The sequence below is a fragment of the Bacteroides sp. AF39-11AC genome, from assembly GCF_003474285.1.
Lineage (GTDB): Bacteria > Bacteroidota > Bacteroidia > Bacteroidales > Bacteroidaceae > Bacteroides.
Genome location: NZ_QROH01000001.1, coordinates 421,173 through 437,976 on the forward strand (window position 1 = coordinate 421,173; position 16,804 = coordinate 437,976).

Sequence of the window (16,804 nt, forward strand, 5' to 3'; positions counted from 1 at the left end):
ACAGAATAAAAAATAATTGAATGAATAAAAAACTCTTAGTATTTTTGCCTTTCCTGCTGATCTTGGCAGGTGCGTTTGTCTCTTGCGAAGAAGTGGAAGAGGAAGGGAAATATGCGAACTGGCAGGAGCGTAACCAAGCGTTTCTGGATTCTATCAAAGTCGTTGCGGGGGATAATTATGTTCCTATGGACTTGGAAAAGTTGGATAAAGTAGAGGTAGGCGAAATGTTCTATATTAAGAATGAATTTGTCAGTACTCTTCAGACTCCGGAATATATATATTGTAAAAAGCTTGTGAAGAATCTGGATGGACAGCGTCCGATGGCTACAGAAGCAGCTTATACTTATTATTATGGTACACTGATTACTGGTATTAAGTTTGATGGAAGTTTTACGGGATATAGTGCAATAGATCAGGCTATCCCTAATCCTCCAAAGAATGAGCCGACAGATTTCGACTGGACTGTTAAGTTTACTATTAACTCATCTTCACTGACAAGTGGATGGAGAACTTTCCTGCAATATATGCGCGTTGGAGAACGCTGGATGGTTTATGTTCCATGGGGTTCTGCATATGGAACTGATGGTAGTGGATCGATTCCCGGTTATTCAGTATTAGCTTTTGATGTGATAATGACAGAGGTGGTTCAGTAAACTAACTTCTTCATGAAACAATAAAGGAGGCATATCTATTTCTTTCGATTAGATATGCCTCCTTCTTTTGTTTTATATTTTGCTATTACGGGGTTTTCTATTGAAAATGTGTATATTTGCACAAAACTCATATCGAAAATGTGTGAATTTCCACATTTGTGATATCAAAAATGTGATTTGCTATGTTTGAAAGAGACATTATCTCGCAATTGGCAGCATGGAAAACGGATACGAACAGAAAGCCGCTGGTAATTCATGGTGCACGACAGGTAGGTAAGACGTGGGCTTTGAAGTACTTTGGCAGAGAGTATTTTGACGATGTTGCTTATTTTAGCTTGGATAAGGATGAAAGTGGTCTTTGCGATGTCTTTAGAACAACGAAGGACCCTCAACGAATTATTCAACACTTATCTTTTTTGCATGGAAAGAAGATAGAACCTCAAACAACCTTATTGATTCTGGATGAAATTCAAGAGTGCAACGAGGCATTGAATGCATTGAAATACTTCTGTGAGGAAGCTCCTGAGTATGCTGTGGCGTGTGCGGGCTCTTTGTTAGGCATTTATCTGAATCATGTGGGTAAATCATTTCCGGTAGGGAAAGTGAATCATCTTTATATGTATCCGCTCACTTTTACGGAGTTCCTGAGGACAAAAGACCCGGCTATGCATGAGTATATGCATTCTATTGATAAGGTAGAACCACTGCCACAGATTTTTTTTGATAAGTTGCGGGAGTCTTTTACTGCTTATTCTATTTGTGGAGGTATGCCCGAACCTGCCACCTTGATGGTTGATTTTAATGATATGGAGAGAGTGGATTCTGCACTTCAAGATATATTGAATGATTATGCTTTGGATTTCGTGAAACATACTACTCCGACTTTGGCTCCTCGTATCAATTATGTCTGGAACTCGTTGCCTTCGCAGTTGGCGAAAGAGAATCGTAAGTTTGTTTATCAGTTGGTCCGGCCGGGAGCACGTGCCAGGGAATATGAAGATGCCATTTTGTGGTTGGAGCAGGCAGGGCTTATAAATAAAGTGTTACTTAGCAAAGCTCCCAAGTTGCCATTGAAAGCTTATGATGATTTAGGTACATTTAAACTTTATACATTGGATTTGGGTTTGTTGCGGAGGCTGTCTGAATTGGATGCCAGTATATTATTGCTGCCTACTCCTGCCTATACAGAATATAAAGGGGCGTTAGCTGAGAACTATATATTACAAAGCCTTACAGCACAGTTTCAAATGCCTTTCCGTTATTGGGCTTCAGGCAATAAGGCAGAGGTGGACTTTTTGCTTCAGTATGCCAATCAGATCTATCCGATAGAAGTAAAAGCAGACCAAAATATACAGGGCAAAAGTCTGATTCAGTATGAGAAACTCTTTCAACCTATTTGTCGAATTCGGTATTCAATGTTGAATCTGAAGCGGGATGGAAATTTGCTGAATATACCTTTGTTCCTGGCGGATAAGACGAAAGCGTTGTTGGGAGTGGTTAGTGATTAGTAGGCTGCGCTATTATTCCGCATGGAGCTATCACTAACCACTAATCACTCATTACATCTTCTTTTTCAATGCTTTCACCCAAATTTTATATCCTTCCTCATTCAGGTGCAAGCCATCACTGGTCAGCTCTTTGCGCAGTACATTCGTGCCTTTCTCTGTAAATAACGGGAAGAGGTTGATGAATGTAATCTTATGATCTTTGGCTAACACTTCCAGTTGTGCATTGATTTCGGGAACCATGTCGGTTTTTCCGGTTAGCTTTTTGTAACGTCCGAAGCTCTCATCGAAAGGCAGGAGACTTTGCAGGTAGAGTTTCGTATCGGGAGATTCGCGCTGAATGCGCTCTACGGTCATGCGTATCATACTGACGATGCTGTCCGCAGTGAGGTCGTGTGAGATGTCGTTGACACCGGCAAGGAGGAATAATTTCTCTGGGTGTCCCGGAAGTATCTGGTGCAGGCGGTCGTAAATACCCATAACTTCATCACCGATGATACCACGGTTACGGATGTTTTTCTTGTTGAGGCGGGCATTCCAGTCGCCGCCACCTTCTGTAAGGCTGTTGCCTACCATGACGATGTCTTTGGAAGTAATGGCAGGTTCATCCATGAATTGAAGGAAGCGCTTATAGTAATGATCCGTATAAATACGTGGGGTGGGATAGATAGAAGCTGCAACAACATTGGCTATCAGAGAGCGTAGACGAACCATGCTGTGACCGTCTTCGGGATGCACGGCATTGACGAGCAGGATGACGGAAGTATTGTTGTCCGGATCTATGATGATGGAAGTACCGGTGTATCCGGTGTGCCCGTAGGTATTCGGACCGAAATAATCTCCGTTATTGGAAGCGTAGGCGGTGAAATTATCCCATCCTAAAGTGCGTCCTAATGTAGCGGTGGCACGAGGGACGGTACACATAGCTTTTACTCCCAATGGGCTGAGGATGCGGTGTCCGTTCCATTCTCCGCCGTTTTGCAGGGCGGCGCAAAGGACAGCTATGTCTTCGGCACAGGAGAATACGCCGGCATTGCCGGAAATACCGCCATTCATGATGCGGGCGAGTGGATCGTGTACTTGTCCGCAGAGGACGCTGCCATCGGATTGCTTCTCGGTAGGAGCGATGAGTCTATGCCAGTCACCTTCGGTAGAGGTTGCCCAGTGGGCATCTGCTGTATTGATCCATTTTCCATCCTTGTCGCGCTTGCAGGGGAGATAATCGGTATGGGCCATACCTAATACATCAAATAGATTTTCGCGGGCGAAGTCGCGTAAAGATTGTCCGCTGACGGTTTCGATGATGCGTTGCAGGGTGATGTAGTTAAGGCAACTGTATTGGAAGTCGGTTTGTGGCTTGAAGTCGCGGCGGCAGTTGGCTATGTACTCTATCATTCCGTCGGGGCTGGGGGAGCCATATTGTTTTTCCAGTTCAGTGGTTGGGGCATAAGGGGGGAGGCCGGAAGTATGTGTCAACAGGTCGGCGATGCGGATGATTTTCTTATCTTTTCCGTCTTCGCTTATCCAGGATTTAAAATCGGGGATGTAGAGGCTGACGGGGTCCAAGAGGCGGAGCTTGCCACGTTCTGCCAGGATATGGGTACAGATGGCAGTGGACATGGGTTTGCTGCATGAGGCCATATCGAAAATAGTGTTTACGGTCATAGGCTCGGTGTTAGGGTACACACGCTTGTTGCCGTATGCTTTGAGGTAGGCCATCTTCCCGTTACGTACTACAGCGAGCACGGCACCGGGAATGTCTTTATTAGCGATGGCGGTTTCTATCGCTTCATCAGCGTACAACAAATGACGGGAATCCATGCCGACTTGTTCGGGGGCAACACGTTGCAAGGATTGTGCGTTGGCTTGCAGGACAAGCAGCACAAAGAAAAAAAAGGAAGGGAAAAGTTTCATAAGGGGGTGTTATTAATGATTAGATGATTAATAATGGGAAATGATCGGAAAGGCGATTATTTTCCTCTGTAAGCATCTACCGCCTTCTTCACTGAACCGTGCATTAGTAGCAGCGCTTTCGCTTTGCCATAATCTAATCCCAGCTCTTCTACAATCATGCGGGTGCCACGGTCTACCAATTTCTGGTTACTCAGCTGCATGTTCACCATCTTGTTGCCTTTCACACGGCCCAGTTGTATCATGACAGAAGTGGTAATCATGTTCAGTATCATCTTCTGTCCCGTACCCGATTTCATGCGTGAGCTGCCTGTTACATACTCCGGTCCTACAATCATTTCGATGGGAACATCTGCTTCTGCTGCCATCGGAGAGTCGGGGTTGCTGGTGATGCAGCCTGTAAGAATGCCGTGCTCGCGTGCTTTCTGCATGGCACCGATCACGTAAGGAGTCGTGCCGGAAGCAGCAATGCCGATGACGGTATCTTTATCCGTAATGTTACGTTCAACTAACTCTTCCCAACCGCGACGCATATCGTCCTCCGCATTTTCCACCGGATTGCGCAGGGCTGTATCACCACCTGCTATCAGTCCGATGACGAGCGTAGGAGGCATACCGAATGTTGGAGGAATTTCTGATGCATCCAGCACACCCAGGCGACCGCTGGTGCCTGCTCCCATATAAAAGATGCGTCCGCCTTGCTTCATGCGCGGAACGATTTGTGTCACCAGTTTCTCAATTTGTGGAATGGCTTTTTGAACAGCCAATGCCACTTTCTGGTCTTCTGTGTTGATGTCCTCCAATATTTCGCGGACAGATTTCTTTTCTAAGTCGTTGTAGAGCGAGGGTTGCTCTGATATCTTTACGAATGCCATGATGATGATTTATGATTTATAATTTATGATTTATGCGTTGTTGGGTGGGTTAGCTATGGTAGCTAATCAGGCCTTCCATAGGGCTCTGGAGGATGATACCTACTTGAACGCCCATTTCCTGTGCAGCTTCGGTAAGTACCTCCTTATAATGGAATGCTACGGAGCCGATGAAATGTACCTTGCTATGCTGATAATCGTATTGCATGACGTTCCTTTTCAGGAAAGCCTTGAAACTGTTCAGCACCAGCGTGCGCACACAAGGCTCGTCCAGATTCTGAGCGAGGAATGGAGACAGGCTTGCCAGGAAGCGGTTCGGGAATGGTTTACGGTATACACGGTCGATGATGTCTGCCGGTTCCAGATTGAACTGCTTGAGGAACTTTTCTTTTAACTCTGGAGTCATTTGATTTTTCAGAATATCACCTACCAGCAACTTACCCAGGCAAGCACCACTACCTTCGTCGCCAAGAATGAAACCCAGGGGAGAGACGTTGGCACCAATGTGTTTGCCGTCGTAATAACACGAGTTGGAACCTGTGCCCATGATGCAGGCTATGCCCGGTTCGTGTCCGCAAAGTCCGCGGGCGGCGGCAAGCATGTCAGTATTTACTTCCACTTCGTCGCCCGAAACCTGGAGATGCTGGATAATGGCACGGTGCACCATGGCAATTTTGTCGGGGAAGCCACAGCCAGCACCATAAAAGTACACAGCGTCGAAGGCATTGGTCGTTAACTGGGGCAGCAGCGCTGTCGCGATTTCATTACTGATCTCCTCTTCCGACTGAAAGAAAGGGTTGGTACCTTTCGTAGAAACCTGCTGGATGAGTTTACCTTTCTCTACAACACACCAATCGGTTTTTGTAGAGCCACTGTCTGCTATTAATATCATATCGTTTAATTTTAATTATTCATCGTTTATATTTCATCGGTGTTATAGTCTTTTGCCGATTTATCTGCTTGCTACTATATCTTGATATATATCTTCCGCTTATACAATTGATAGCCGATGCACCAGTTGATGGCTACAAAGAGCAATGCATAGGCCAGTGAACCGCCTGTCTCACCGAATATCGGCATGAGAACGATCTTATATAAGAATCCGTGTATGCTGATGCTGCCATCGCCCCAGGGGAAGCTGATGCTGCCGAACAGGATGCTGAGTACTCCACCCAGAACGTACATGAACAGGGGGTTGACACCGAAAGCCTCGAAGAAAGTACACCATTTCTTGTATCCTTTTACGTCGATGATCCAGATGAGCAGTGCCAGGAAACTGGAGGCCAGTCCGCAAGTGGTGAGGACGAAGGTGGGAGACCAGATTTTCTTGTTGATAGGGCAACCGTAGCTCAGCAGGAAGCCTGCAAAAGTAAGGACGGCACCAACCAGGAATAATTTGATCAGGTGAGAGTTCAGTAATGCCTCGCGGCTCTCGGCTTTATTGCTGTCCAGCATCATACGGCCTACGCAGAAGCCCAGCAATACATGGGCAATGGAGGGTATGGTGCTTAAAAGACCTTCGGGATCAATGCCGTTGTCCTTGTACATGTGTGCGGGGGTGAGGATGGCACGGTCCACTATGGAAAGGATATTGGTTTCGTTGTAAGCAAATCCGTTGCCACACATCAGCAGGATGAAGTAGCCAACCAGTAATATGGCAATGAGGTAAGGGATATGACGGTGTTTCATGGTCAGTGCAATGATAGCGGTAGCACCGTAACAAAGGGCCAGACGCTGCATGACACCCAGGATACGGATGCGGTCGAAAGTCCAGACGGATGCCCAGAGTTGTTCGCCAAAACTGAGTCCTTCATGGGAGCCTGCCCAGTAGTAACAGAATTTGGAGAACCAGCCGATGGCAAGTCCGATCAGGAAGATGATAATGGTACGCTTCAATATCTTCATGGCGGCTGCATGACTGAACTCGAAATTGTACTTCTTCAGGGAGATATAGGTAGAGATACCCATGATGAACATGAAGAAAGGGAAGACGAGATCGGTGGGGGTGAGGCCATTCCACTCAGCGTGGCGCAGGGGGGCATATATATGTCCCCAAGTGCCGGGGTTGTTCACCATAATCATGCCCGCAATGGTGACACCGCGAAGGATGTCGAGGGCAAGAATGCGCTTGTTTGTCTTGGTCTGACTGTTCATTGTAATAAGTGTGTTAAGTTATTAGTTATAAGTTATCAGTTGTTTCGGCTTTCACGCTCTTTGTGCATTGGTCTACGAGATAGGCGATAGAGACGTAGGGGATACCTGAGTTGGTAGTCAGTCCTATTTCGCAAGTACGACTGTTTGAGTAGCCGATAGTGATACCCGATGCTTCTATCTGCGGACGGAGTTTGCGCAAGGCATAGGAATTCAGTTCGGGATAGGTGAATCCACGGTCTCCGGCAAAACCACAGCAGCCTACTTCTTCGGGTACGAAGACATGCGTAGAACAGAGTTTTGCCAGGGAGATAATTGTATCTGCCAGACCCATTTTGCGCATGGAGCAGGTGATGTGTACAGCTACGGGGCGGTCGGTCTGCGTGAAGACTAGTTTGTCTCGCAGGAAGGTGTAGATGAATTCTGCAGGTTCGTAGAGTTTCATCTTCTGAATGGTTTCGCGCATGCGGTGCAGGCAGGGGCTTTGATCACAGAGAACTGGGTATTTGCCTTGCTCGCTGGCTTCCCAAAGGGCGGCTTCGAGTTCAGTGGCTTTGCGGTCGGCAATGTCGAGCATACCTTTACTTTCCCAAATGGTGCCGCAGCAGAGCTTATCCATGTTCTTGGGGAAGATGACTTCGTAACCGCCTTTTTGTAGGAGGGAGATCATCTTATTTACCAAAGGTTGCTCCACAGGGGATTTTTTCGGGAGCCCCATGGTTTGGTTGATGCAGCTGGGGAAATAAACTACTTTATCAGCTACGAGTGACGGGCTACGAGCTACGAGTGCTGCGCTATCATGCCGCATGCTACTCGTAGCTTGTAGCTTGTAGCTTGTAGCTTTATAGCTCTTTGGCATGGCAGGCGTCCACAAAGGCACGCCCAATACATTGTGCATCCCTTTCGTAATGCTGCTCATGGCTTTGGTTCCCAATACGGAGTGTCCGAAATTGGCTAATGATAAAACGGGGCGCAGGGCGCTCTTGACACCGGCGAAGTGATTGGCTACGAAATCTCCTGCTTTATATCCGAGGCTACCTTTCGGCAGTGATTCCTGGCGGATGATGTGGGTCAGGTCGCCTGTATTGATATTCATCGGGCAGGACATGGAGCACAGTCCGTCTCCTGCGCAAGTTTGATTGCCCGGGTAGCGGTATTGTTTTTCGAGTAAAGACAGACGTTCCTGGTCTGTGCCGCTTTGTTTCAGACGTGATATTTCCCGTTGCAATACAATGCGTTGGCGCGAAGAAAGGGTAAAGCCGCACGACAGGCAGTTCACTTCGCAGAAGCCACATTCGATGCACTTGTTTACTTTTTCGGCAGGACTGGCTTCGTCGATAGGAATCAACGGTAACGGTTTGAAGTTCTTGATGTGACATTGTGGGTCATCATTGAAGATAACTCCCGGATTGAGCAGCCCTTTCGGGTCGAACAACTGCTTGACTGCCTTCATGGCTTCAAAAGCTGCCTCTCCCCATTCATATTTCACGAAGGGGGCCATGTTACGTCCAGTGCCATGTTCTGCTTTCAGCGAACCGTCGTATTTATCGACTACCAGAGTCTTTACGTCATTCATCAGGTCCTCGTAGCGCTTTACTTCGGCGTCGGTACTGAAAGACTGGTTCAGGATAAAGTGGTAGTTGCCTTCCAAGGCATGACCGTAGATGCAGGCATCATCGTAGCCGTGGCGGGCGATGAGCTGTTGCAGGTCGGCAGTGGCTTCGGGCAGGTCTTCGATGTGGAAGGCTACGTCCTCGATGAGGCAGGTAGTGCCGGGTTGGCGTGTACCGCCTACGGATGGGAATATGCCTGAGCGAATAGCCCAATACTTGGAATATTCTTCCGGCCGGTCGGTGAAGTGCACGGGGATGTAGGTGCTGAAAGTTTTCAGACATTCCTCGATTGCTGAGATGTTCTGTTCCAGTTCCTCGCGGGTGCGGGCTTTGGTCTCGGTCAGCACGGCTGTAAGGCCGGAGGCATCGGCAACTTCTTGCTTATACTTTAAGTAGACAGGGTCTTCTACCGAAGAGAGACTCTTGTAGTCCAGCAGTTCGGCGCCTTTTACTATCTTTCTGTCTGCTTCTGATGCGGAAGTACTATCATTTGAGAGTTCTTTCATCGCCACCACCGCCCGGCAAGCATCCTTGATGCTGGTAAAATAGAGCATGGCGCTAGCCTTGTACGGATAGTCGTACTCTGTGCGCATGGTAATTTGGGAAAGGAATGCAAGCGTGCCTTCCGAGCCTACCATCAGGTGGGCAATAATATCAAACGGGTCATCGAAACGGACGAATGGCAGAAGGTTCAGTCCGGTTACGTTCTTGATGGAGTATTTGTAGCGGATGCGTGCAGCGAGTTCTTTATTGGCACGTATCTGGTCACGCAATTCGCAGATGCGATTGTAGAAATCGGGGTGGGTGGCTTCGAAGGAAGCACGCGAAATGTCGTCCCCTGTGTCTAGCACGGTGCCGTCCGCCAATACGATGCGGGCGGAGAGAAGTACCTTGTCACTATTGGCGTGTGTACCGCAATTCATACCCGAGGCGTTGTTCATGACGATGCCGCCTACCATGGCACTTTTCACGCTTGCCGGGTCCGGAGCAAACTTACGTCCGTAGGGGGCGAGAATCTCGTTGACCCGCTGACCGATGATGCCCGGTTGCAAGGTAATCTGTTCATGATCGGGAGAAATGCTGTACTTCTCCCAATGTTTTCCGGCTACTATCAGGATAGAGTCACTGATGGCTTGTCCCGACAAACTGGTTCCTGCGGCACGAAACGTTACTGGCAGACCGTAACGGTCGGCAAGTTTCAACAGGTCGGAAATTTCCTCTTCGCTGTTGGAACGAATCACGATTTGTGGAATAAGGCGGTAGAAACCCGCATCTGTTCCCCATGCTAACCGGCGCAGTTCGTCGGTGTATATCCTATCTTGCGGAATAAGTCCCCTTATTTCCTGCAAAAACGAAGTGTAGCTACTTTTTACCATAGTGCTTTCGCCTTTCTTTTCCTTATCATTCTTTTCTTCTTTCACCTGCCTGTGATGACAAGCACTCGTCACCCCTTATGACATCCCGGTTCCTTAATGGCTCTTTTCGGTGTAAGAAGCGTTTATTGTTCCCTACTTGTACAGGTAGTATTTCTTCGACAACCGTCGGAAGTCTTCAACATCCTTATACCAATAGTCTCGCACGTCTTCCCAGCGGTTACGCTGTGAGAACCGCTTGCGTATCTCTTCCGAGCCGCTTACCATGTCGAACATACGAAAACGTCCCTTGTCGGCATGCTCAAATACGGCACGGTCAGGATAGAGCGCTGCGATCTCCTGCATCACCAGGAACTGGATGTCGCTCAGCGGGGCTTTCTGTACATCCATGATGTGTACCTGTACGCCTTGCAGCAATTCACCCTTGCCCACGGAGTAGAAAGGTTTCAGATACATCGGTCTGAATACAACACCCGGCACATTCAATGCGTTCAGGTTTCCCGCCAGTTTTTCTGCTTCTACCCACTGTGCGGCGAACATCTGGAACGGTATCGTATAGCCTACCCCGATGGACATGTATCCCAGTTCACCCAGAATACCGCTTACCGGATAGAATATAGCCGAGTGCGGATGGGGAATATGCGGAGAAGAGGGTACCCATTGCAACCCCGTCTGTACATAGTCCATCTTGCGTTTCCAGCCTTTCATCTTCACAACATGCAGGTTGCATTGTGCTGCCATCATTTTCTCTCCGTTCAGCATCAATGCCAGTTCACCGCAAGTCAGCCCGTAAAGGTACGGAATCTTGAACTGACTGACAAAAGAAATGCAATCATCTTCTACCAGGTTGCCTTCTATCTTGAGTCCGCCTACCGGGTTGGGGCGATCCAATACGATAAATTCTTTACTGTTTTCGGCTGCTGCTTCCATAGCCAGTCCCATTGTACTGATATAGGTGAATGAGCGGCAACCGATGTCTTGGATATCGTAGACCAATACGTCAATGTCTTTCAACATCTCCGGCGTAGCCTTGCGGGTTTTGCCGTAAAGGGAATATACGGGCAATCCGGTGGTGGCATCTTTGATGTCCGTCACGTGGTCGCCGGCATGTACGTCGCCACGAACCCCGTGCTCCGGACCGAAGAGGGCAACCAGATTTACGTTCGGTGCTTCATGTAGAATGTCAATGGTGGATTTCATCTGATTATCTACTCCGGTGGGGTTGGTAATCAGACCTACGCGTTTGCCTTCCAGGCACTTGAAATTCTGGTCTTTCAGGACTTCGATACCTGTTTTTATTCTTATCTTTTGTGCCTGCACCACGCTTCCGAAAAGGAGGCAGAACAAGGATATTGTAATTATCTTCTTCATAACTAGTTACTTATTATTAATTGTTAATCACTTCTTTCCGTATGTTGGGTCAATCTTCCTGTCGGCAAACACCGTGACCACAATAGTGGCGGCACAGCAGAGTATTACGATCCAGAAGAAGTTGACATAGCCGACTGCTTCCTGAAGGTAACCTGCAAACATGCCTGGAATCATCATGCTCAGTGCCATGAAAGCGGTACAGATGGCGTAGTGCGACGTCTTGAACTCTCCTTCGGAGAAGTACATCATATAAAGCATATAGGCTGTGAATCCAAATCCGTAGCCGAACTGCTCGATGGCAATGGCCGTTGAAATGGCAAACAGATTATCGGGTTGTCCGATGGCGAGATAGACAAAAGTCAGACAAGGGAGCGTCATGCACGCTGCCATCCACCAAATGGATTTCTTCAGTCCGATGCGCGATGCGAATAATCCGCCCAGGATACCACCTACTGTGAGGAATATCACTCCGATAGTGCCATATACAATGCCTACTTCTGCTGTGGAAAGTTCCAGGCCTCCTGCCTCTTTAGAAGCTACTAGGAAAGGCATACACATCTTGATGAGGAATGCTTCGGGCAGACGATAAAGCAGCATGAACGCGATGGCCAACCATACTCCAGGTTTGGTGAAGTAAGTGGCAAACGTGCGCCCGAACTCTTGGAATATGGCTTTTGCATTGGCTGTTCCCGGTGTCAGTACAGACTTGTCGGAGGTAGGCTTGGGTATTGCAAAGAGGTGATAGAAAGTTACCAAACTGAACATGACGGCTGTAACCAGCATTGTGATGGTCCACGACAGTGGAATGTCTTTGTACCTCAGTTCAATGGCACCGGCAATGGCTACGAGTACTCCTTGTCCGAAGATGGATGCAAGGCGGTAGAAGGTACTTCGGATACCGACGAATGCGGCTTGGTCGCTTTGCTTTAATGCCAGCATGTAGAAGCCATCGGCGGCAATATCATGTGTGGCCGAAGCAAATGCTGTAATGATGAAGAGAATCAGTGTGATGGTGAACATGCTGATGGGAGTTGTTCCGGCAGCTATTGTTGCTTCATCCGGTTTCGGAATGGACAGTGTTAACAAAATGAATGCTATCGACATCAGGATTTGCATAGAGATGATCCACCATCGTTTGGTCTTGATGATGTCGATGAATGGGCTCCAGAAGGGCTTGATGGTCCAGGGGAGATACAGCAGACTCGTAAACAAAGCCATCTCTCCATTGGGAACACCCATCTTGGCAAACATCAGTACCGAGATGTTGTTGACTATGAAGTAGGGGATGCCTTGTGCAAAGTATAAGGTAGGTACCCATGCCCACGGTGATATGCTTTTTGTACTGTTCATGATATTGTTTATTGTTTTGTTAAATTATTCATATAGCTTCTCGATACTTGCACCTATGTAATAGTGCAGCAATATCGCGTCATACTTATAGCCTTGTTCGCCCATAACGGCAGCACCGATCTGGCATAGTCCTACACCGTGTCCCCAGCCGGCTCCGGTGAGGATGAAACGGGCGGGGATGCCTTCGGGAGAGATATCTTCCTTATCTACTACGAATGCGGAACTGTACAGATGGGAAGTAGACAGCGTGCGACGTATTTCCAGCTCTTTACCGATGGTGAGCGTCTTCTTGGTTCCTACGATTTTCAGTTTCCAGAGGCGACCTGAAGTTCCACGGGCGATAGGAACAAGATCAATGATTTGCCCGTAATCGATGCCGGAGCGTTTCAGGATCAGTGCGGAAAGTTCTTCCTGGGTGTAAACTACTTTCCAGCGATAGAAGTCGGTGGTTTCCTGGTCGTAGTTATTCAATACCTGTGAGAGGACTTTCTTGTCTGTGGTGTTGCAGAAAGCTTCCGGGGAGGTGCGTATCCAATGCTCCGCTTTGGCTTCCTGGGTCAGGTCGGGAAGGGGGGAATCAGCTACGAGCGACGAGCTACCAGCTACGGGTGCTGCGCTGTCATTCTGCATAGCATTTGTAGCTGGTAGCTTGTAGCTCGTAGTTGACTTACTCCAGTCGCGCTGTTTGGTGAGATAGGGATACTTCACATCTTCCCAGCAATACTGGAATTCTTCGAATGCACCGCCGCAGCATTTAGAGAATCGGGCATCGCATATCTTACCGTCAGACGTCAATACTTGTCCGCGGGTGGCAGCGATGGCTTGCTTTACGATTTCAGTGGAGGCACGGGTAATGCCTTGGTAACGCTGACAATGGTCGTCTGCACAGACGTCGAAACGGGTGTGGTCTTCACGGTCGTACCAACGGATTAACTCTTCATCTGTTTGGGTGAAAGCGGAATACTCAGTCTGGGTTTCCGTAATCTCCTTGTTCTTATGAATCTGAGCCAAAAGCCAGCTTCGTGAAATTACTGCATGTGCCTCCAACAACTCTAACGAAGCTGTTGCGCTCATTTCACTGGAGATTACGCTGGTCAGGTAATCTTCTACGTGAATGACGTTGATGCCTGTCAGCTTCTTGTTCTCCACAATAATCTTCAGAGAACCCAGGAAACGCTGGTCTTCTTTGCGCTCCCAGTGGAAGTTGATGCCGATGGTGACATCGAGCAGCTCGAAAGCGTCGGTGGCTTCGTTTACAGGTTCAAATAGAAGCTCGTCATAAAGGCGTCCGTTCCACAGTATCCTGCCTTCGTTGTAGGTCACAACCTGCTTACCACTGATTTCCATGCCGTTGATGCGGTATGGATTCAGCAGGATAAACTCTATTTGCGGCTCGAACAATATGCCTACGTGTACTTTGGGCTCTTTCATAATCGTTTATATTTGTTCTTTAATACGCTGACGCACCCGATGGAAGTCTTTGGCAGAAAGCGATACCTCACTCAGGATCTGGGCTATATCTTCGGCTGTGATCTTGAGAAAGTCTTTTTCGACCGGTGTGATAAACACTCCGCCGAGGTCTACAGATGCAGGACTGCTCAATAAATTGGCATCTCCTTCGGCTGTATAGCAAGCCGGACGGTGCTTCTCACGTGGAAATACGCATACGATCCATTTCTCATCTTCGTACCATGCCAATACATTCATCATTGGTTCGTCATCTCCCGGTTTGATGTCCAGTGAGTGGTAAATGATATCGAACAGGGCGGCAGCATGTTTCTTATTGGCTGCTTCGATGACCAATGTTGCACGGGGAGCATCATTCAAGTACCAGAGGGTAGCTTCACCGTAATCTGCCACTTTGCCTGCTACCTGTCTGCGCCAGTCCTTTTCAATAGGCATGAAGCCTTTGTTGCCTGCCTGGAAGTGAGCATGGTCGGGGGCGGATGCACCGCACTTGGGACCATTATAGAATATCGTGTAATCCGTCAACGCCTGTGCCAATGCCAGCATATCCTTGAAACGGACGGCTATGCGCTGGTCCACGTGTGCCACTTCCGGTATCGTCAGGTGGCGGGGAAAGATAGGGAACGGATTGACCAGGATATTATAATGTCCTTCGAACGGAATTCCTTTCTGCACCGGCGGTAAATTGGCTGGGCAGAGAAAACATTTGCGTTCCTTGATGGACTGGGCATCTACTTTAGCTCCCGAAGAAACGATACGTGCAGGATTGAATTGTACCTTATACGGAATACCGTTTACATCGAGCTCCTTCACCTGCACACCCGAAAGGGCGGCGTAGTTGTTACGAGCCGTTTCCCAAGAGGCAAGTTGCTCGGTAAGCAGATTGTTTATGGTTTGGTTCATATTAATTGCTGTAACTGGTTACTTATTAATGTGTTGCGTAACGCTTGTGTTTCATTTGAGGGACACTTGTGTTACATTTGTGGCACACAAGCATTTCATTTGAGAAACACTTGTGTGGTATAAGTACGGAACACACTAGGTATTTATCCTTTCTTGTTCATAGCCACACGTGCCTGTAGTTCCCAGGTACGGATGCGGTCTTTATATAGATTATGACTATTCATTTTCACAATATCCAGCGAAGCGTCCGAGTTGTCGTCCCAGCGGCGGCACAGGTAAACTACATCATACACACGGCCGATCTGGTATTGGCGGGAGAAGTTCAATCCCAGTGCATAGTCTTCACCATAGCTGGTATTCGGAACTTTCACTTCACGCAGCACCGGAGTATAGAAAGCACGCGGAGCACCCAGACCATTGATGCGGAGTGCATTGTTGCGTCCGTTTTCGGGTGTCCATTCTTTGTGGTCGATAATACCCGGAGCAATCATATTCATATTGAAGTCCGTCATCATATAGGTGCCTACCACCATGGCGCAATTCTGTTCATAGAAAGCGCGAACCATAGTAGTCAGTGTATTTTCATCCTTGTATACATCGTCGCTGTCCAGTTGCACGGCGAACTTACCACATTTGGGATGATGCACACCCATGTTCCAGCAACCGCCGATGCCCAGGTCATAGCGTTCGGGGATGATGTGGATGAGGCGTTCGTCGTTCTTGAATTCGTCAATAGCTTCTGTGGTCCCGTCCGTAGAGTGGTTGTCGATGATAATCAGGTTGAACTTAAAGTCGGTCTTCTGCTTCAATACCGAATGAATGGCATCGCGGATGGTGCGGATACGATTGCGTACGGGGATGATAACCGAAGCTTCATATTCGAAGTTGCCTGCTGAGAATTCTATTTGTTTGAATTCAGGTACCAGATAGCCGCCGATTTCTTTCAGATGCTCGGTACAAGCCTGTTCCATTTCAATCTGGCGGTCACGGTTTCTGGGATCCACGTAATCGAATATCTTTTCACCACTCTTGCGGGTATCGTCTTCGATTTCACTGTACAGATACTCATTGATGTGTACCAAACTTTCTTTTTGGCTTACTTTCAGACGAAGGTCATAAAGCCCGGCAAATTTATACTCGTCTTCATTCATGCGGGCAGCGGCTTCCTTGAATGCATCCGTACGGAATAACAGTACGGAACCGAAGTCGAAATCATCGCGCAATGAGCCGAATTGATAATCGATCACCGGGGCATTGGTTTGCTTGCCTTCCTTTACCTGGTAGCGGTCAGCATATACCATACCTGCACCGCTGTCTTCAGCAATGTGTATCATACGCTCCAGGGCGAATAAACCCAGTTCGAGCGTCGTATATTTCGTATAGATCAGTGTGTATTCTGCATCGCTATGTCCGGCAATATCCCTCATGGCGGTACTGGACTGGATAGATTGCATGTGCAGGGTACTGCATCCGGGCAGGTTTTCTGTAACGTCTGGCAGGGTGAGCAGATAAATGTTATTCACTAAGCCGGTTTCTTGCAGGCCTTTTACTGTCTTTTCCGCTTGTGCAGCTCCCGAAAAAGGAACGAAGCAATTGATTTTATTCATAATGTCCTATATTGCTTTTAATTATTAA

The 16,804-nt window shown here is 47.9% G+C and carries 12 protein-coding genes; 2 read left to right on the plus strand and 10 right to left on the minus strand.

Annotated elements, in window-relative coordinates; genetic code table 11:
* Positions 1-20 precede the first annotated feature (20 nt).
* Both DW036_RS01345 and DW036_RS01350 read left to right on the plus strand, forming a co-directional pair.
* On the plus strand, positions 21-653 hold the full coding sequence (locus DW036_RS01345; RefSeq protein ID WP_118460694.1) for an FKBP-type peptidyl-prolyl cis-trans isomerase: 633 nt from the start codon (positions 21-23) through the stop codon (positions 651-653).
* A 182-nt stretch (positions 654-835) separates the two neighbouring features.
* A complete protein-coding gene (locus DW036_RS01350) occupies positions 836-2,161 on the plus strand; it encodes an ATP-binding protein (protein ID WP_118460696.1) in 1,326 nt (441 codons plus the stop codon).
* Between the two features lie 51 nt (positions 2,162-2,212).
* Here the strand turns inward: DW036_RS01350 and DW036_RS01355 are convergent, their stop codons facing one another.
* The 10 genes from DW036_RS01355 to DW036_RS01400 form a co-directional block, all read right to left on the minus strand.
* Complete coding sequence (locus tag DW036_RS01355; RefSeq protein ID WP_118460698.1) at positions 2,213-4,072, minus strand: serine hydrolase; 1,860 nt, start codon at positions 4,070-4,072, stop codon at positions 2,213-2,215.
* Positions 4,073-4,128: 56 nt separating this feature from the next.
* Positions 4,129-4,944: an N-acetylmuramic acid 6-phosphate etherase gene (gene murQ, locus DW036_RS01360; RefSeq protein ID WP_007660617.1), complete on the minus strand. Its 816-nt coding sequence runs from the start codon at positions 4,942-4,944 to the stop codon at positions 4,129-4,131.
* Between the two features lie 49 nt (positions 4,945-4,993).
* Entirely contained in the window at positions 4,994-5,833 is an 840-nt protein-coding gene (locus DW036_RS01365; RefSeq protein ID WP_118460699.1) for an ATPase, read from the minus strand.
* Between the two features lie 74 nt (positions 5,834-5,907).
* Positions 5,908-7,095, minus strand: coding sequence for an acyltransferase family protein (locus DW036_RS01370; protein WP_118460701.1), 1,188 nt, complete (start codon positions 7,093-7,095; stop codon positions 5,908-5,910).
* A gap of 25 nt (positions 7,096-7,120) precedes the next feature.
* Positions 7,121-10,081, minus strand: a complete 2,961-nt coding sequence (locus tag DW036_RS01375) for an FAD-binding and (Fe-S)-binding domain-containing protein (protein WP_118461159.1) — start codon at positions 10,079-10,081, stop codon at positions 7,121-7,123.
* A 132-nt stretch (positions 10,082-10,213) separates the two neighbouring features.
* Positions 10,214-11,449 (minus strand): exo-beta-N-acetylmuramidase NamZ domain-containing protein, encoded by a 1,236-nt coding sequence (locus DW036_RS01380; protein WP_118460703.1) that lies wholly within the window; start codon positions 11,447-11,449, stop codon positions 10,214-10,216.
* Positions 11,450-11,476: 27 nt separating this feature from the next.
* Positions 11,477-12,799: an MFS transporter gene (locus tag DW036_RS01385; protein WP_118460705.1), complete on the minus strand. Its 1,323-nt coding sequence runs from the start codon at positions 12,797-12,799 to the stop codon at positions 11,477-11,479.
* A 24-nt stretch (positions 12,800-12,823) separates the two neighbouring features.
* Complete coding sequence (locus tag DW036_RS01390) at positions 12,824-14,230, minus strand: SpoIID/LytB domain-containing protein (RefSeq protein ID WP_118460707.1); 1,407 nt, start codon at positions 14,228-14,230, stop codon at positions 12,824-12,826.
* 6 nt (positions 14,231-14,236) lie between these two features.
* A complete protein-coding gene (locus DW036_RS01395) occupies positions 14,237-15,169 on the minus strand; it encodes a DUF4922 domain-containing protein (RefSeq protein ID WP_118460709.1) in 933 nt (310 codons plus the stop codon).
* Between the two features lie 143 nt (positions 15,170-15,312).
* Positions 15,313-16,776 (minus strand): glycosyltransferase family A protein, encoded by a 1,464-nt coding sequence (locus DW036_RS01400; RefSeq protein ID WP_118460711.1) that lies wholly within the window; start codon positions 16,774-16,776, stop codon positions 15,313-15,315.
* Positions 16,777-16,804: the final 28 nt, after the last annotated feature.